A 17,958-nucleotide genomic window follows, 5' to 3' on the forward strand; every position below is an offset into this window, starting at 1 on the left:
GTCAGGGGCGATAGGTGTCGGTGGCGCTGGCCTGGCCGCGCAGCACGGGGGAGGCGGCCGTACCCGTCATGAACAGGCTGTAGTGGTCGCCGGGCTGCAGCTGGGGCAGTGCCAGCGGCGCGCTGACGGCCTTGGCGCAGCTGGCACTGAGCTGGGCGCTGACCGGGTTGATGGAGCGGCTGGCCGATGCAGCCGGCGCCACGCCCGTAAACAGGGGCGTGCCCGCGGGCGCGACCTCCAGGCTGCCCTGGGGGCAGTCCGTGGTGAGGTTGTAGAAACGCAGCTCGGCCTTGAGCGCGTCCTGGCTGCCGCCGGAGTCGTCGATGGCCGTGAAGCGCGTGGCCGCGTTCTTGCCCTGGCGCTGCGGCACCAGGGTGGTGAAGCTGCCCGGCGCCACCTTCATGCTGCCGGCGCTCTTGCCGTCCAGCTGGATGGCAAAGAGCGTGTCGCCCTTGACGATGGCGTAGCTGCTGGCCGGCTTGCTGCCGGACAGCGTCTGCTCGGGGCCGTCGGCGATCTTCACGCGCAGGCTGCCCGCGTCGGGGTGGACCACGCGCACGAAGGACGAGCCTGCGGGGGGGCGCGCGGCGTACAGCTGGGCCAGCGTGCCTTCGGCATGCGCTGCAGGCAGGCAGGACAGGGCCGCCAGCCCGGCCAGGGTGAACAGTGCTTGGCGCCTCACAGCGGAAAAAACGGAAGTCATGCCTGCAGATCCTTGTTTGATTGGGCGGGGCGCATGCGCGAGTCGAGGTACATGCGCTCCAGTTGCTTGCGGTCGGCCTTGTCGGTCTGGGTCAGCGGAAAGCCATGGCAGGCCAGCAGTTCCGACGGAATCATGTAGGGCGGCACGCGCTGGGCCAGCAGTTCGCGCCATCCGGCCAGGTCTTCGGGCAGGGGGTGCATGCCGGGCGGGCCGCTGCGGTCCAGGTCCACGAAGCCGATCATGCGCACGATGAAGCCATCGGGCCGCTTGAGCGCCACCGCCGCGCCTGCGCGCACGCCGGGCAGGGTGGCCAGCACGGCATCGACCTCGGCCAGCTCGATGCGGTAGCCGTGCATCTTGATCTGGTCGTCGCGCCGGCCGTGGAAGGTGACCAGGCCCTCGCCGTCGATCTCGCCCAGGTCGCCCGTGCGGTAGCCTCGCTTGCCGTTGCGCATGAACATGCGTGTGGCGTGCAGGTCGGGGCGGTTGAGGTAGCCGCGCATCACGTGGTCGCCGGCCACGCAGATCTCGCCTTCGTCCAGGAACACATCGGCATAGGGCTTGGCCCGGCCGATGGGAAAGGGCAGCGGCGCGCGCTGGCGCAGCGCGGGGTCGATCTCCACCCAGGTGGTGGAGCAGGTGGCCTCGGTGGGGCCGTAGGAGTTGATGATGCGCGCCTGGGGAAAGCGGCTCCACAGCGCCTCGGCCACGGTGGGCGTGAGCGATTCGGCGCCGAAGACGAAGACGCGCAGGTCGGGCAGGTGCTGCTGGTCGAAGTCGGCATCCAGCAGCTGCTGGCGCACGAAGGAGGGCGTGGATGCCCAGACGTTCACATGGGTGCGCGCCAGGTAGGCGGCAAAGGCCTGGCGGTCGGCAATGGTCTCGCGCGCGCACAGCACGCAGGCACCGCCCGTGACCAGGGCGCCCATCCAGTTGAACAGCGAAAAGTCGAAGCTGAACAGCATCTGGTCCATGAACACCGGCGCCTCGCCCAGGGCCAGGCAGTCGCGTATCCAGCCGGCGAACAGGCCCATGCTCTCGCGCCCGATCTGCACGCCCTTGGGATCGCCCGTGCTGCCCGAGGTGAACATGATGTAGGCCAGCGATTTTTCCTGCAGCGGCTGCGCGGCGATGCCGGTGTCCACAAAGCTGCGGGCCTGCGCGTCGTAGCGCAGGCCGGCCTGCACCAGCGTGGCGATGCGCGCCATGCGCTCGGCCGGGTTGATCACGTCCACGGGGACAAAGGGCACGCCCAGGCGCAGGCAGCCGAGGATGGCCACGAGAAAGGCCGTCTCCTTGTGCCCCGTGATCAGCAGCGGCTCGTCGCGGCGAGCGCCGCGCGCCAGCGCCTGCTGCTCCCATTGCGCCACGGCCTGGGCCAGTTGCTGCCAGTCCAGCGTGCCGGCGGCATCGATGACGGCCGGCCGCTGCGTGCCGGCGTCGGGCTCGATGAAGTCGAAGCGGTCAAAACTGAATCGCATGCGGGCTCCTTGCGGCGGTGGATGGATGGGGATGGCTGCGCAGGCCGGGCCGACAGTGCCGGCGTCTCATCACGCCTTGCGCTGCTCGGCCACGTACTGCGCCAGCGTTTGCACGGACTCCAGGTGCAGGTCGATCTCCGATGGCGGTATCTTGACGCCGAATTCCTTCTCGATGGCCAGGGCCACGTCCACGGCGGACAGCGAGTCCACCAGGCCCGATTCGAGCAGCAGCGTATCGGGCTCGACCGAGGTCAGGATGATGGCTCCGATGATCTGGGCAATCTTGGTTTCGATGTCATTGTGGGACATGCTTTTTTCTCCAACAGGCGTTTCAGAACTGGAAATACAGGAAGCGGGTTTCCTTGTGCAGGTTGACCAGGCACAGGAAGAGCAGGACCAGGGTCACGGCCGTCCAGCCCGCGCTGGGGCGCCAGCGCATCCAGGCCCGGGGCGCCTCCTGCACCTTGAACATGGCGGGCGAGAAGCGGCCCAGGATCTGGTGGGCATTGGGCGTGAACCAGGCAATGGCCAGCAGCAGCAGCACCAGGGCCAGCTGCATATGGTGGCCTATGGCCAGGCGGATGGCATCGCCCAGTGCCAGTCCCTGGACGTGGGACAGCGACTCCAGCGCCTCCACGCCGCGCAGGCCGGCCATGCCCTTGAGCAGCAGCATGGCGTCGCCCACGCCGTGGGCGCGGAAGAAGGTCTGGGCGATGAGCACGGCGATGAAGGTGATGACAACGCACAGCGCCTGCACGCCCCGGCCCGATTTGCGGGCGGCGGCCGGCTTGCGGCTGACCACGAAGATGCGCCAGGCATGGTTGACCGACAGGTAGAAGGCATGCAGCAGGCCGAAGATCACGTACTGCAGGCCGGCGCCGTGCCAGATGCCCGCCAGCCCCATGGTGAACAGCGTGGGCACGACGATGGTGGCCGCAAAGCCGCCCGGCGTGCGCGCGGCGCTCGATCCCACGGACAGCCCGCGCTTTTCGCGTGCGCGCGAGATGGCCATGGCCACGGGGTAGTACAGGTAGGCCGTGAGGTAGCGCGTCAGCGTCATGTGCCAGCGCGCCCAGAAGTCGATGATGCTGCCGGCCTTGTAGGGCGAGTTGAAGTTCAGCGGGAAACGGATGCCGAACATGCGCGCCAGGCCCAGGGCCATGTCCGAATAACCCGAGAAGTCGAAGTACAGCTGCAGCGCGTAGCTGAGGCTGGCGCCCCAGGCGGCCCAGAACTGCAGCTCGCCGGGCGCGGCGAAGCCGGCGTCCGCATAGGGTGCGATCTCGTCGGCCAGCAGCACCTTCTTGGCCAGGCCGATCACGAACAGCGTGCCCCCGATGGACAGGTTGTCCGCGCGGAACCGGTAGTTATCCGGCTGCGCGAACTGCGGCATCATTTCCTTGTGGTGCAGGATGGGCCCGGCAATCAGGTGCGGGAAGAAGGTGACGAACAGCACGTAGCTGAGCAGGCTGCGTTCCTTGACGATGCCCGAGCGGCAGTCCAGCAGGTAGCCGATCTGGGTGAAGGTGAAGAACGAGATGCCCAGGGGCAGGATCAGCTCGTGCATGCCGCCCTGCGTCAGCCCCCATTCGCCCAGGAAGTTGAACAGGGTGGCGAAGTACTTGTAGTGGAACAGTGCCGCCAGGTCCGCGCCCACGCCCAGCGCAGTCACCAGCCCCTGCAGCCGCGCATGGCCGGCAAAGCGCAGGATCAGCCGGCTCACCACGTAGTTGAAGGCAATGGACAGGGCCAGCAGGGCGACGAACTGCGGATTCCACCAGCCATAGAAGACGAAGGACGTCAGGCACAGCCAGAACGCGGCCAGCCGCAGGCTGATGGCGCCGGCCAGGTAGTGGCCCGCCAGCGCGATGGGCAGGAACAGCAGCAGGAAAAGATAGGAGTTGAACAGCATGTAGCGGGCGGTTTCACGCAGGCGGGGAGGCGGCGTCCAGCTCCTTGAGCGCCGCTTTTTCATCGTCCGTCAGGGGCAGGGACAAGGTGTTTTCCGAGAACTCCCAGATCACCAGCCGCAGGCTGGCCGGCCAGGAGGCGCGGCGCTTGAGGGCGGACACCATGGCGCCGCTGAACTGGCCGCCATCCATGCTGAGGTTCCAGACTTCATGGCCCAGCGCGCGGCCCAGCTGTGGCGCGAAATTGCTGCGCAGGCCGTTGGAGCTGCCGGCCAGCAGCACCTGCACGGGCGGCGTCTCGTCCAGCAGGCCGCCGCCGCGCACGGGGGTGATGGCCTGGGGGCGTATTTCGTCGCGCTGCGGGCGCCAGCCTGCCGGTGCGTCGGCCAGGCCGGCCAGGGCCAGCAGGTCGCCGGGCAAGGGCTGCAGCGGCCCGGGTGCAGACTCCTCGAAGGCCTGGCTGCCGCGCTGCCCGCCCAGCAGCGGCAGCGCGGCCCGGGCCACGGCCAGGGCGGCGGCGCGTGCGCCCTCGGCGTTCATGTGCACGTCGGTGCGAAAGAACACGGGCTGCGTCTGCTCCTGGGCCTGCAGGGCGGGGCGCAGGTCGGCAAAGGCAATGCCGTCGGCCTGCAGGCGCTGCTGCCACAGGTCCAGGCGCTGCAGCATCACGGGGGCCACGGGCAGGCCGCACAGGTGGTCGGCCTCGATGCGCGACTTGTCGGGCACGGCCACCACCAGGGTGGCAATGCCCTTGTCCTGCAACTGCCGTGTCCAGTGGCGCAGCAGGCGCTGGCGCGCCTCGAAGGGTGCTGCGCCTACCCCGGGCTGGGGCCGCAGGCCGTCGCGGTAGAACATCCATTGCGGGCAGCCCAGGGCCACCTGCGCGCCCGTATCGCCCAGCAGGCGATAGCGCAGCGCGGCCTGGCCCGTCTCCAGCGAAGACTGGGCGGGCAGGCGCAGGCCCTTGTTCAGCGCCGTGCCCGCGCGGCCATCGAGCCAGGCCGACAGCTGCAGCTCGCCGGCCTTGGGGCCGTGGCGGGCCAGCGACCAGCCACCCCAGGCCAGGCCCGACAGCAGCAGGGCGCCCCAGATCCAGGCATTGCGCCGGTGGCCCTTGTCGGTTTGCAGGTCGTGCGCGGCTTGGTCCACGGGTCAGCCCTTGAGTGCGGCGCGCAGCCGCTCCAGCCAGGTGGCGCTGGGCATGAGGGAGGCGTTGTCCCACTGGCCGGCCGCGTTGGGGCCGTAGCTGTAGGTGGGCTCGAACATCTGCCACACCAGCACCTGGGGCTTGTGGGACTTGAAGGCCGGCGACTCCAGGTACTCCAGCAGCATGGTCCACTGGCCCACGTTGCCGGGCTTCCAGTTCAGCGAGACCGGGCGGTCCAGCAGGTTGGAGAGCTTTTGCGGAAAGCCGAAGTAGGGCTGGACCATGCTGTGGCCCGTCACATGGACGGGCGCGGGCTCGTCGTCGAGCAGGCCCTTGGCGGGGGCCTGGCGGCGCACGGTATAGACCTCGCGGCCCACCTGCTTGCGCTCTTCGGCGGTGAGAAAGAGCTCGGCCAGGTCGCCATAGCGGCGCTCGGTGACGGTGTCGCCCAGGGCCAGGCCGCTGCCGGCGCGGCCCGCCAGCTGGGGCACCTCGCCCTGGACCATGCGGGCCGTGGCTTCGGCCGTGGCGTCGGCCGCCGCCTGGGTCCAGTGCTGGTCGGTGCGGTAGAACACGTCCTTGCCGCTGTCGCGCACGGTGCGCAGCACGGCCTCGTCGTCGAAGCTGGGAATGCCTGCGCCCTGCAGCGCCTGCAGCACCTGCTTGTAGCGGCCCTGGACATCGGCGCTCATGGCCTTGCCATCGGGCATTTTGTCAGCGTAGAAGCGCACCTTGTCGGGCAGCAGCAGCACCTGCAGCTTCACGCCGCGCGCGGCCAGCAGGTTGCGCGCCTCGGTGATCAGCCGCGTGGATTCCGTGATGCCGGCGCGGTCCACCTGGGTCAGGCTGCCCCAGCCCGGAAACAGCCAGCCGTCCTTGCCCCTGAGAACGATGGAGGAGCTGTCCTGTGCCTGTGCCTGTGCCTGTGCCGTTCCCTGCGCTGCCAGCGCGCCCAGCACCAGGGCGCAGCCGGCCAGCCCGCGTGCGGCGCGCGCCATGCCCGAGCGCAGTCCGTGCAGGGCGGGGCGGGGTGCTTGCTTGGTCGAATCCATGGGAGCTTTCTCCTTTTCTCTTGTCTGTGTGGTGGCGGCGGCGGGGCGGGGCTTTCAATAGGACAGCGTCAGCGTCATGAACAGGCCCTTGGCGCGGTCGGCCTGGCCGCCGCCGATGTTGAAGCGGTACTGCATGGACCAGTCCAGATAGGACTGGGCCGTGCTGTAGTGGCTTTCGCGGAACCATTGGCGCAGGCTGATGCCCACGCCGGCGCTGGCCGACCAGCTGCTGCCATTGCCTTGCAGGGCCAGGGTCTGTCCCTGCTGGGCGGCCAATTGGGCTGCGGTGGGCGTGGCGCCAGGGGCGGCCTGCAGGGAACGCACTTGCACGCGGTTCCTCTGTTTGATCCAGTCGGCCGCGACCACGCCGAACGGGAAGATCACCAGGCCCTGGTTGATGCCGTCGGCGCGGAAGCTGCGCCCGATGCGGGCCTCGGTGGAGAAGAACCATTGCTCGCGCTTGTAGCGCCCCGAGCCGTCGCCCACCACGGCGCCATTGGTCTGGTCTGTCAGCGTGAAGCGCGAGGCCATGCTCTGGTTGGCATAGCCGGCCTGGCTGTAGCCTTCCATGGTGAACCAGCTGGAGCGGTCCGTGCGCCGGCCCGTGCCTTCGTAGAAGCCGTGGGTGACATAGGCCAGCCAGCCGCCCTGGCCCGCGCCCGCGCTGTACTTGGCCGAGATGGGATTGCCCAGTGCCGGGCCCGTGGGGTTGAGCGGATCGCGCCCGCTCATCAGGCAGCGCAGCTGGGGCGATTCAGGCGTGATGAAGCCCGAGCGCGTGGCGGAGCCGATGTTGAACTGGCGCTCTATGCCAAAGGTCAGCGCGTACTTGGTGGACGGCGTGAAGCGCATGCCCAGCGAGCCCGTGGTGGTGGGCAGGCCCGAGATGCCGCGGTTGTCGCCTGCCTGCACATTGATGGGCAGGCCCGTGCAGGGGTCGATGGCGCTTTGGCCCAGCGTGGTGCCGCCCCCGTCATGCAAGGTGCTGCCCAGCCGTCCGTAGACATCGAAGATGCGCGTCGATGAGTTGAGGAAGTTGGACGGGCGCCAGTAGGCCTCGGCCGTGCCGAAGACGGCGTCGCCGGCCTGGGTGAGGATGCCGTCCGAGAATGCACGCCCCGCCGGCCGCGCGCCCCGGTAGCCCAGGGAGACGATGGCGCCCCATTCGCGCGAGTAGCCGGAGACGGCGCTGCGCGCGTTCTCGCGCTGGCCCGGCGTCAGCTTGGCGGTGCCGGCATCGTCCAGGTCGATGGCTTGCTTGAAGGTGCGCACGGCGCCCCGGCTGTCGCCGGTGCCGGCCAGGGCATAGCCCTCGTCCAGCATGGCGCCCGCAGGCGCCTCGCCCGTGGCGCGGGCGGCACGAAAATCCTGCAGCGCCTTGGCCGGCTCTTCCTGGCGCGAGTACAGGTAGCCGCGCTGCATCAGCAGCTGGGCGTCGTTGGGGGTGAGGGACAGGGACTTGTCCAGCCGCAGCAGGGCCTGGCCCTGCTGGTCGCGGTTGCCTGCGGCCAGCGTGGTGGTCAGCAGCTTTTGCAGCTGCTCGTTGTCGGGGTCCTGCTCCACGGCCGTTTGCGCATGTTCGATGGCGGCCTTGTAGTCCTGGCGCGCGTAGGCCGCATAGGCCTGGGCGCTGGGGCCGCCTGCGCCCTGGGCATCGGAGGGCTGCAGCTCGCAGACCGTTCCGTAGGGCGTGTCGCGGCAGTCCTGCAGCGGCGGCGGGTAGTCGGCCATGGCCAGGGTCTGCGAGGCACCGCGCGTATCGGCCACCATGGGCGTGTCGCGGCCCGGGCGCAGTCCATCGGCTTGCTTGAGGCGGCGGGCCACGGATTCATCCTGCGCCGGCATGGGCGCCAGCAGCGCGCGGGCGCGTGCCGCGTCGCCCGCAGCCAGGGCTGCGTCGGCCGCGATCAGGCGCAGGTTGGCCGATTGCTTTTCGTCCAGCCAATTCTGCTTGAGCACGTCGTCGAAGTCCTCGTTGGCCAGCGTGGTCTTGCCCTGGCGCTGGCGTATGTAGCCGCGCATGCCCAGGGCGGCCGTGTCCTCGTTGTCCTGCGCCAGTGCCTCGTCGGCAGCCTTTTCCGCGTCGGGCAGCTGCTCGGCCAGCATGAGCGAGGTGATCAGCAGCAAGCGGTGCGATGCCGTTCCCGGCGCCAGCGCCACGGCCTCGCGTGCAAAGGGCACGGCCTGCGCCGGGTTGTTGGCGATCAGCGCCTGGTAGGCCTTTTGCGCGGGCAGCACGGCCTGGCTGCGGCGCAGGGTCTGGCGCTTGGCCACCAAGTCGCTTTTGTTGGGGGGCTCCAGGGCCAGGGCGGCATCTGCGGCCTCGATGGCGGCGCCCAGCTGGTCCTGGGCTTCCAGCGCACCAATCCACAGCAATGCCCATTGGCCTTGCGTGGGGTCCAGGCGAAAGGCCTGCTCGGCCTTGCGCGCGCTGTCTGCGTAGTTCCTGGCGTTGTAGTCGGCGTAGGCCTCGGTGGCGATGGGAAAGGCCTTGTTGTAGGCCTCGGAGGCCGTGGCCGCGCCGCCACCTGCGGCGGCCCCGCCTGCCGCAGCCGCGCGCACATTCGTCTCGGCCTGCTGCAGCGTGGCCTCGTCCATCCCGGCGGCGCGGGCCGAGGCGATGGCCTTGAGCGCTTCCTCGTTCTTGCCCTGCCTTTGCAGCGAGTAGATCAGCAGCATGCGCAGGCGCAACAGGTCGGGACGCAGCTGTATGGCCGATGCGGCGGCGCTGGCGGCCCGCGCAAAGCGGCCGGCCTGGTAATGGGCATAGGCCTGGTTGGCCAGCTGCCATGCGCGGCCCCTGAGCGGCGCCTCGGCCTTGACGGCTGCTGCGGCCTGCGGCCAGGCCGGCGGCGCGTTCCAGCCGGCGCCCAGCAGGGCGGCCAGGGTGAGTGGGCGAACGAGGGGTGCGAGACGCTTCATATGCCGGCCCTTGGTGTGCTTGGATTGCCTGTTGCGGCCAAGCCGGGATGTGCCGGGGGATCGGTGGGCTCCCCCTGCTGGAAGCTGATGGCCTCGCGCAGCGTGGCCTCGTCGAGCCAGCCTTGCTCCATGAGGATGGCGCCCAGCGGGCGGCGTTCGCGCCGCTGGATCTCCAGCGCGCTGGCCAGCCGGGTTTCGTCGATGGCCTGCCAGGACAGCAGCAGCTCGCCCAGGCGCTGGCGCTGGTGCACCAACTGGTCTGTGGAGGGGAAGTCGTGCATGGTCTTGTCCCAGGCCAGGCGCTTGCCCGTGACCAGGTGGACGATGAACAGCTTCCAGGCGCGCGCCGCTGCCATGGCATTGATGAAATTGCCGATCACCATGCGCGGGACGGACAGCAAGGCGTGCTCCCAGCCGTACAGGCGCGAGACGAACCATGCGCGCTGCACCACGCGCAGCAGCAGGGCGACGACGTTGATGCTCATCAGCGTCACCAGCCAGCCATTGGGGGCGAACAGGGAGGGGTAGTAGACCGTCCACCAGCCCATGTGGTCGGCCAGCAGGAAGACCAGGAAGTTCAGCAGCAGCAGATAGGCCAGGATGGCCACGAAGGAGGTCACCAGCCCCTTGCGGTCGCGGAACAGCAGGTACTTGGTGGACAGCGGCCCGGCCCAGCCGACCTGGCTCCAGCCCTGCAGGCCGATGCCCAGCGTCCAGCGCGCCTTTTGCCGGTAGGCGGTCTTGAAGGTGTTGGGAAAGAACTCGCGTATGCCCAGCGGCATGGTCAGCGTGGACACCTTTTCCTTGCCCAGCCCGAACAGCGGCTTGCGCCGTATCACGTAGTCCACGGGGAATTTGCCGAAGATCTGCTTCATGCCCCGGCGCGCCAGCCGCGCGCCGATGTCGTAGTCCTCGGTCAGCGTGTCGGTGTTGAAGGGCTGGTTGTGGGTCTCGGCGGCCAGTTCCTCCATCGCCTTGCGCGAAAAGCAGGTGCCCACGCCGGCCGAGGGCACCATGTGCGACATGCTCTCGCGCACCACCAGGTCCTTGGTGTGCCATTCGGCGAATTCGTCCATGTAGGTGCCGGCCACCAGTTCGTACCACTCGCGCTCCAGCGAGGTCACGGGCAGCTGGATGAAGTCCATGCGCGGCAGCAGGTAGTTGTAGTACTTGAGTTCCAGCGGGTGCAGCACGTCTTCGCTGTCGTGCAGGATCAGGCCGGCAAAGGGCTCGGGCTGCAGCGTGTTCTGCTGGAAGATGGCCTGCACGATCCAGTTGAGGCAGTCGGCCTTGCAGGTGGGGCCGTCATGCGGCACCTCCACGCGGACCAGCTGGCGGTAGCGCCGGCGCATGCGCTCCACCTCGTTCTTGGTGCGCTCGTCGTTGCGGTAGGTGCCCACGAAGATCATGTAGTTCTTGTAGTCCAGCGTGCCCACCATGCTCTCGAGCATGGGCGCGATCACGTCGTACTCCAGCCAGGCCGGCACCATGATGGCCAGCGGCTTTTCCTCGACCTCCTGCAACTGCTGTGCCTTGAGCGGCTGGTAGCGGCGCTTGACGGTCAGCGCGCGCCAGGCCTCGCGCACCCAGTACCAGGCATCGATGAACAGGTCATCGATGCTGGACAGCAGGATGATGACGGCCACCACGGCGCTGGTGATCTCCAGCGCGTGGTAGTAGTCGGCCACCAGGTAGGGCCAGTAGAGGGAAGAGATCATGGTGATCGCCTCATGCCGTCGTCATCGTGGCTCGGGCCCGGCTCAGTGCCTGGGCTGCTTGCTGCGCGCCACCGCCCAGGCCAGCAGCACCAGCAGCACCACCACGACCAGCGCAATGGCGATGCCGGGCACGCTCCAGGACAGGAAGTTGCGCCATTCGTGGAAGGCGCCTTCGCGCGGACCGGACGGAATGCCGGCATCGGGGTTGCTGCTGTCGACCCAGGCCAGCGGGCCGTCACCGCCGATCACGGCGATGTTGCCGCGATTGAGCAGGAAGGGCTCGCCCAGGCCGCCAGTCCACTCGCCGATGGCACGCCACAGCACGCCCTGCTGGCCGCCGGCAGTGACGACTTCGGCCGAGGACAGCTGTTTCAGCCCCTTGATGTCCAGCCAGTCCAGCGACTTGCCGCGAATGCGCAGCTGCTGACCGTCCGTGACCGTCACCAGGGGCTTGGCGCCGTCCACCGGCACCTCCATGGCCACGAAGGGCATGGAAGGCTTGGCGGGCGCATCGGCCTGGGCCACGACCAGCTCGGCCTGCGAGGCCGACAGGCCGCTGGCGGCTGCCAGGTTGGCCATGCGCTCCAGCGCGGCCGGCGCGGCCGACAGGTAGCTGGCAGGCACCAGCAGCTGCGACCTGGCGCCCAGCAGGGGCAGCAGGCCGATGAAGCTGCCGTTGGGCTCGGCCTTGCCGGGCGTCACATAGCTGATGGCCGGCAGCACGCTGGCGGGATAGGGCTGGGGAATCTCGTTGCAGTCGGCCGAGTAGGGCTGGCGCTGCACCGACACGCGCAAGGTGTTGTTGATGCCCAGCGCGTAGCCGGGCACGCGGGCGCGCAGGCGCTCGGGCTGGCCGTTGGCCTCCAGCTGGCGGGCCGACAGCAGCATGCCGTTCCAGAACAGCGTGGCCACGGGGCGCGTGGCCGAGGCGCCGGGGGCTGCGGCCACGTACAGCGTGATCTCGCCCGGCATCCGGCCCTGCGAGGCGACGGCACTCAGCGGGAAGTTCATCGTCCACTCGCCGCGCGACAGCACGTCGAAGCTGTCGGGGCTGCCGCCCAGGCTGGACAGGCGTATGCCCTTGGCCTCGTCCCATTGCGGGGGCTGGGCCGCAGCCACCGTCACGTTGTCGCTGACCAGCAGGCGCTGCAGGGCGGCCTCCTGCAGGCCGGCCACGCGCGCACCCGCATCGGAGGCCACGGCCAGCACCATCTGGCGGCCCATGGGCAAGGCTCGCAGTTGCTGCGAGGCCAGCGCCTCGCTGGCCAGCGGCGCGCGGCGGGCACGCCATTGCTGCAGCGCCTGGCCCGCATCGGGGTCGGCCGCCAGCTGGGCCTGCAGGGCCGCGAAGGCGGCGGTCAGGCGCTGCTGCAGTGCCTTGTCGGCCACCACGATGTCGCCGCTGACCTGGGCGGCCCCCAGCATGAGCAGCGCGCCCAGTTCGGCGTCACTGGCCAGCTTGTGCTGAGGCTCGGCGCCCCGCAGCGCGGCAAAGGCGGGCACGCCGGCCAGGGCGGCGGGAACCTCCAGGCCGCGCAGGTCGATCACCTCGCCCACGGCAGGAAGGGCCCGTACCTGCATGCGCCTGTTGTTGCGCTGCAGGCTGGCGCCGATGCGCCAGGCGCTGTCGAACGAGGCCTGCTCCAGCTGCCTGCCCGACACCAGCACGGTGGTGCGCACGGGCAGGGTGTTCCAGACATCCTCGATGGTGCGCACATCGCGCGGGTCCACGCGGTAGCTCAGGCGTGTCTGCGGCGAGATGGTCAGCGAGTTGGCGAGGGAGTGGTTTTCGTCGCAGCGCTGCTGGCTGTTGTTGCGGTTGCGCCAGTTCACGCCCAGGCGCACGAAGTCGCTGGCGCGCGCAGGCTGGGCCACGGGCAGGTTGCGCTGCAGCGTGCCTTCGCCGTCCGGCACGGTCTGGGATACGGCCGGCGTACCGTTGAGCGAGATCACCACGGTCGAGGTCCCCGGCTCTCCCTTCAGGTAGCGGCCATCGAAGGCGATGCTGGCATCGCCCAGAGGCAGGCCGCGCGGCACGGGCAGGTAGAAGTCCTGGGTGGCCGTGCCGGCCAGCACGACCGGGTCGACAATGCCCAGCTCCTTGAGCGTGACGCTGCGCTGCAGCCCGTCGCTGGCGCCCAGCTGCCGTATGGCGTCACCCAGCGCCGAGGCGGATGCCGTCTGGGCGAACAGGGCGCCCAGGCCCAGCAGCGAACCCAGCGCCCAGCGGGCCCCGGTGCGGGAAAACGAATGGCGGTGGATGGTCGGTTGCATGGGGGGCCTCTTTTTCACTTCGGTGCTCGGTTCGTGACGCGATTCGTGACACGTTCAGTTGCTGCAGGGCGGCTGCCGTTGCGTTGGGACTGGCGGCCTTCAGGCCGGCGCCAGGCCCTTGCCCATGGTGGCGAGGATGCCTGCCGGTCCGGCGGCAAACTCCTCGAAGGGCTGTCCCAGCAAGGCCCGTACGATGCGCTGCGAGGCCCGTCCGTCGCCATAGGGATTGATGCGGCGCGCGAACGAGGTGCGGTGGCCTTCATCGGTCAGCAGGCGGTTCACCTCGGCCACGATGCGCGCGCGCTGCGTGCCCACCAGCAGCACGGTGCCGGCCGATACGGCCTCGGGCCGCTCGGTCACATCGCGCATCACCAGCACGGGCTTGCCCAGGTAGGGTGCTTCCTCCTGCACTCCGCCGGAATCGGTCAGGATGATGCGGGCCCGCTGCATGAACCAGACGAAGTCCACATAGTCCAGCGGATCGATGAGGCGGATGTTGTCCATGCCGCCCAGCGTACGCATGACCACCTCGCGCACGGCAGGATTGAAGTGCACCGGGTAGACGATGAGCAGGTCCGGATGGCGCCGCGCCAGCTCGGCCAGCGCGGCGCAGATGTTCTGGAAGCCTTCGCCGAAGTTCTCGCGCCGGTGGCCCGTGACCAGCAGCAGCGGGCGCTGCGCGTCCACCCAGGGATGGCGCCCGGCAATGTCGCGGGCCAGCTCGGGCCGGGCATCGAGCCGGTCGCACAGCGTGGCCAGCGCATCGATGACGGTATTGCCGGTCACGGCGATGCGGCCCTGCAGGTTCTCGCGCAGCAGGTTGGCACGCGACGTGGGCGTGGGCGCGAACATCCACTGGCTGACCACATCGACCACGCGGCGGTTCATTTCCTCGGGAAAGGGCTGGGCCAGATCCCCCGTGCGCAGGCCGGCTTCCACATGGCCCACGGGAATGCGCCGGTGAAATGCTGCCAGCGCACAGGCCGTGGCCGTGCTGGTGTCGCCGTGCACGAGCACGTAGTCGGGCTTTTCCTGCTCCAGCACGCCGTCGGCGCCCGCCACCACGCGGGAGAACAGGCCGTTGAGTGTCTGGCTGGGTTGCATGACGGCCAGGTCGTGCCGGGCCTGCAGGCCGAACAGCTCCATCACCTGGTCCAGCATCTGGCGATGCTGGCCCGTCACGCACACCACGCTTTCGATGCCGCGCGTCTGCGACAGGGCCGTCACCAGCGGCGCCATCTTGATGGCCTCGGGACGGGTCCCGAAAAACGAAAGAATTTTCATGCCAACCCCTTTGCGTCTTCTTGTGCTCTTCGCTCCTGCGTTGTTCTGGTGCTCCGCGCCCGGAGAGCGGGGGCCGTCTCAGCCCGAGGGCGGGCCGGGCAGGCTGCAAGGCGGTGTGGAATATACGTCGGGTTTTTGGCTTTTTCGATCGGCTTGGCGTCTCTGATTGAAAACTATCGTCAATTGAGTGAAATTGACGGAAATTAAGAGGACTTGAAGGGATTTTGTGACATTGCTTTCCATTTGGAACCTCCGTCGGATCGCTCACCCTGCAAGCCTCTTGCGGCTGGGCCTGAATGCTTGTTCGCGCCGCGCTGCGGTTGCACAAAGCTGCGCGCCTGGGTGCTTTGTTGCAGCTAGTACATCACTGAAACAAGGCTGTGCCTGTCGGACACCTGCGTATTGCATGCCCAGGCAGGGGTCTGCGCAAGGCTTGAGGGGCAGGTGCAGCCTGTGACTTTCCCTATGCGCTGACGGCCTGCCGGGTGGATGCGGCGCGAGGCTGCGCAGGGCAGGACCCGGGCCGAATGCAGGCCCGGAAACGAAAACGGGCCCCGTGTAGGGGCCCGTTTTGCTGGGTGTATGGCGGAGAGGGCGGGATTCGAACCCGCGGTGGGGATTAGCCCACACACGCTTTCCAGGCGTGCGACTTAAACCGCTCATCCACCTCTCCGAAGCCCTCGATTGTAGCAGTGATTTCGGGCGTCCACGGTAAGAAACTGGTGCCGGCTGCGCTGGCCCGTGCGGCGATGGTTGCCCCACTCAGGGCCTGCAGTGCAACCGTGGCAATGCCGGGTGTTGCCTGTCCGGGCGCGGACAGGCGGGTAGTGACGGCAGGCAATACCGTGACATGGGACGGATTTGCGATGGGTTCAATGCATGCGCCTGGTGGTCATCCACTGATTTTCAGGGTGGAAAATGTAATGGAGTTCGTGTAAATGGAAGGTGCCGGAATGCGGTGTGAATCTCCGGTGCGGTCCGTCCATCTGTGGCGACATTTTTCATGTGTACAAGATGGTATTTTCATTGCCCATCTGCGTTGGTGCAAGCTATTGATATTGTTGATGTTTCTTGAAAAAAACACCGCCAATGAATTGGTATTTGCACGGGGTCCGGCAGGCAATGCAGGGGACGAATTACCTTCATGCGGCGTTGGATGCATTTTGCAACAGACATCGAATGGGAGCTTGTGGAAAATGCCTGCGCCGATGAAATGCAGCAGTAACGGATTTCCGTCTGGCAAATCATAGGAACTCGCTATCACCATGGCTTCCCACTCAATGCACGCCGATTCTTCATTTCGCCAGACGCCGGTATTGCCCGCACTGGCCTTCGGGCTTGTGGCGCTGCTGGGTACGACGGCGTTCGCTGCCGGGCTGCAGCGGCAGGTGCTGGAAAGCCTGCCGTCCGGCACGGCCAAGGGGGCGCCTGCCTATGAGTTGTCCCTGCCTGCCTGCACGGCGTCGGCCTGTCCCTTCGAACTGAGGCTGGTGCGTGCCGGTATGGAGCAAGGCAAGCCAGCGGCGCTGGCCTGGCCTGCTTCAAGAGGGCAGGCCCAGCTGGCGCCATCCGATCCGCTGTACGGCGTGGGCGATCCCTTGTCCGAGGCCGCGCAGCGCACTCGCGTCTGGACGACCGGCGAGGAAGAAGGCACGGTCACCGCTGCGGCGCGGACCTTGCGCCTGCCCGGCGTGCAGGGCGGGGCGCGCGCCCTGCTGGTCACGCAGATGGGCGGCTTCGACCATCCCAAGCGCCGCCATGCGCTCTATGTCGCCACGGCCCAGGGGCCGCATCTGGCCTGGCAGTACGAAGAGCCTCCAGGCAGCTACCAAAGCTGGGTGCTGGCGCCCACGGGCCGGATCCCGGTGCTGCTGGTGCGCTATGACTCACCGCAGGACGACGCCCCCGACCAGATCGAGACCCGCAGCCTGCGCTGGAACGCAGGCCGGCAGGCGTTTGCCGAACAGGCATCGGCGCCGCCGGCTGCCGTGCAGGCCGTGGTGGCTGCGCGCTATGCCGGCGTGGCCGCCGCGCGTGCAGCGCGCGCGCAGCAGGCCGACTGCCTGGGAGGCTATGCCGTGGTGCTCACACGCCCCGCAGGAGCTGCGCCGCATCACGCCCTGGTGCAGGTGGCCGCGGATATGGCACAGGCGCATGCCGAATCGCTGCGGCTGCGTGCCTGCTCGGCCAGGCTGCAGCCGCGCACGGTGCCTTTGGCGCATCTGCTGCCGAAGGCGGAACAGGCGCCCGGCCGGAAACCTGACCGCAAGACCGATCCCGCCCGCTGAGCCCGTGCAGCGCGTGACACCGACAACCGCAAAGAGGGAAGACACATGCCAGACATCAAGGACAGCGTAGGCGAGGGCGGCAGCAACCAGGTCCATGACGTGGCCCTGCTGCAGGCCATGCTGCGCGTGGTGAAGGACGCCAAGAATGCACCCTATCTGGGCGTGGACTACGACGGCAGCTACGGCGCCCAGACGCGCGCCGCGCTGGAGCGTTTCCAGAACGACCACAAGCTGGCGGCGGCCAAGGCCGCGCCCGGCCAGCCGCAGGCCGGTGGCGCCAAGGAGGCACTGGGCCTGGCGGCAGCCGGTGGCGCCACGGTGGCCAAGCTCAGCGCCATGCTGCCTGCATCGCACCAGAACATGCGCTCCGCGAACAACTCCAAGACGGTGTATATCGAGGCCAAGGCCCAGGATGCGGCCACCAGCAAGGCCGCCATTGCCAACGATGCGGAGTACGAGCCCACCTTTCGCGCCAAGCTGGCCAGCCTGGTGCAGCAGATGTACGACACGCACAAGATCGCGCTGTGGATCACGCCCACCGGCCGCCGCCGCACCTTTGCCCAGCAGGCGGCAGAGACCCAGACCAAGGCCGGCCCCGGCGAGAGCAACCACAACTTCGGCCGGGCGGCCGACATCGGCTTCAAGCGCTTCCAGTGGGTCAAGGGCGACGGCAGCATCGTCACCGATGCCGACTGGCTCAACCAGCTGCACACCGCCAAAGCGGCCGATGCCGCGCGCTGGTGGGATGAGCGCGACCGCCTGGCCGCCAAGCAGGGCCTGCTGCCGCTGAAGTTCGAGCGCGTGCACCTGCAGGCCTTCGCCCAGGAAGGCGTGAGCAACCAGCGCTCGCTGGCCAAGCTGCTCAATGCCGTTTCGCAGAACAACATGCGCTGGAAATCCGCCTACCAGGCCGACCTGCAGTCCCAGGGCAAGCACTGGGTCACCGTGGGTTCGGCCAAGTCCATCTGGGCCGGAACGGCCTCCGTGACCAAGGCCGATCTGGCCAAGGCCCGCACACTGGCCACGGGCAAGCAGGTGAAGGAAACGCAGATCACCCAGGACGAGGTGGCCGCCATGCGCCGCATGCTCAAGGCCGATTTCGAGCAGGCCGACCTGAACTGGTCCAAGTGGGCACCCGTGCCCTGAGCCCGGCCGGACGTCTGCCGCCTGCCGCGCGGA

The 17,958-nt window shown here is 68.4% G+C and carries 12 protein-coding genes and 1 tRNA gene; 2 read left to right on the plus strand and 11 right to left on the minus strand.

The window, feature by feature from the left end; translation table 11 throughout:
- Position 1: 1 nt before the first annotated feature.
- The 11 genes from DTS01S_RS11775 to DTS01S_RS11825 all read right to left on the minus strand — a co-directional run bounded on the left by DTS01S_RS11775 (position 2) and on the right by DTS01S_RS11825 (position 15,164).
- On the minus strand, positions 2-703 hold the full coding sequence (locus DTS01S_RS11775) for an alginate O-acetyltransferase AlgF (protein ID WP_061287762.1): 702 nt from the start codon (positions 701-703) through the stop codon (positions 2-4).
- On the minus strand, positions 700-2,184 hold the full coding sequence (locus tag DTS01S_RS11780) for an AMP-binding protein (protein ID WP_061287763.1): 1,485 nt from the start codon (positions 2,182-2,184) through the stop codon (positions 700-702). The genes DTS01S_RS11775 and DTS01S_RS11780 overlap by 4 nt, the downstream gene beginning before the upstream one ends.
- A 69-nt stretch (positions 2,185-2,253) precedes the next feature.
- Positions 2,254-2,493 (minus strand): acyl carrier protein, encoded by a 240-nt coding sequence (locus tag DTS01S_RS11785; RefSeq protein WP_016449889.1) that lies wholly within the window; start codon positions 2,491-2,493, stop codon positions 2,254-2,256.
- Between the two features lie 22 nt (positions 2,494-2,515).
- Positions 2,516-4,096: an MBOAT family O-acyltransferase gene (locus DTS01S_RS11790; protein WP_016452417.1), complete on the minus strand. Its 1,581-nt coding sequence runs from the start codon at positions 4,094-4,096 to the stop codon at positions 2,516-2,518.
- 13 nt (positions 4,097-4,109) lie between these two features.
- On the minus strand, positions 4,110-5,243 hold the full coding sequence (locus DTS01S_RS11795; RefSeq protein ID WP_017404549.1) for an alginate O-acetyltransferase AlgX-related protein: 1,134 nt from the start codon (positions 5,241-5,243) through the stop codon (positions 4,110-4,112).
- A gap of 3 nt (positions 5,244-5,246) precedes the next feature.
- Positions 5,247-6,293: an alginate O-acetyltransferase AlgX-related protein gene (locus tag DTS01S_RS11800; RefSeq protein WP_017404548.1), complete on the minus strand. Its 1,047-nt coding sequence runs from the start codon at positions 6,291-6,293 to the stop codon at positions 5,247-5,249.
- A gap of 54 nt (positions 6,294-6,347) precedes the next feature.
- Positions 6,348-9,215 (minus strand): NfrA family protein, encoded by a 2,868-nt coding sequence (locus tag DTS01S_RS11805; protein ID WP_017404547.1) that lies wholly within the window; start codon positions 9,213-9,215, stop codon positions 6,348-6,350.
- On the minus strand, positions 9,212-10,933 hold the full coding sequence (locus DTS01S_RS11810; protein WP_016452413.1) for a glycosyl transferase family protein: 1,722 nt from the start codon (positions 10,931-10,933) through the stop codon (positions 9,212-9,214). Before DTS01S_RS11810 ends, DTS01S_RS11805 begins: the two co-directional genes overlap by 4 nt.
- A 42-nt stretch (positions 10,934-10,975) precedes the next feature.
- Complete coding sequence (locus DTS01S_RS11815) at positions 10,976-13,207, minus strand: hypothetical protein (RefSeq protein ID WP_061287764.1); 2,232 nt, start codon at positions 13,205-13,207, stop codon at positions 10,976-10,978.
- A 99-nt stretch (positions 13,208-13,306) separates the two neighbouring features.
- Positions 13,307-14,491: a non-hydrolyzing UDP-N-acetylglucosamine 2-epimerase gene (wecB, locus tag DTS01S_RS11820; RefSeq protein ID WP_061287765.1), complete on the minus strand. Its 1,185-nt coding sequence runs from the start codon at positions 14,489-14,491 to the stop codon at positions 13,307-13,309.
- A 583-nt stretch (positions 14,492-15,074) separates the two neighbouring features.
- Positions 15,075-15,164 (minus strand) — tRNA-Ser (locus DTS01S_RS11825).
- 592 nt (positions 15,165-15,756) lie between these two features.
- Here DTS01S_RS11825 and DTS01S_RS11830 point away from each other — a divergent pair.
- Both DTS01S_RS11830 and DTS01S_RS11835 read left to right on the plus strand, forming a co-directional pair.
- On the plus strand, positions 15,757-16,779 hold the full coding sequence (locus tag DTS01S_RS11830) for a hypothetical protein (RefSeq protein WP_227472547.1): 1,023 nt from the start codon (positions 15,757-15,759) through the stop codon (positions 16,777-16,779).
- Positions 16,780-16,824: 45 nt separating this feature from the next.
- Positions 16,825-17,925 carry a M15 family metallopeptidase domain-containing protein gene (locus DTS01S_RS11835; RefSeq protein ID WP_034364978.1) on the plus strand — a complete coding sequence of 367 codons (1,101 nt, stop codon included), beginning with the start codon at positions 16,825-16,827 and terminating at the stop codon, positions 17,923-17,925.
- The last annotated feature ends 33 nt before the right edge of the window (positions 17,926-17,958 follow it).

Origin of the sequence: Delftia tsuruhatensis NBRC 16741 (assembly GCF_001571325.1) — a bacterium.
In the GTDB taxonomy this organism is placed as follows: domain Bacteria; phylum Pseudomonadota; class Gammaproteobacteria; order Burkholderiales; family Burkholderiaceae_C; genus Comamonas; species Comamonas tsuruhatensis.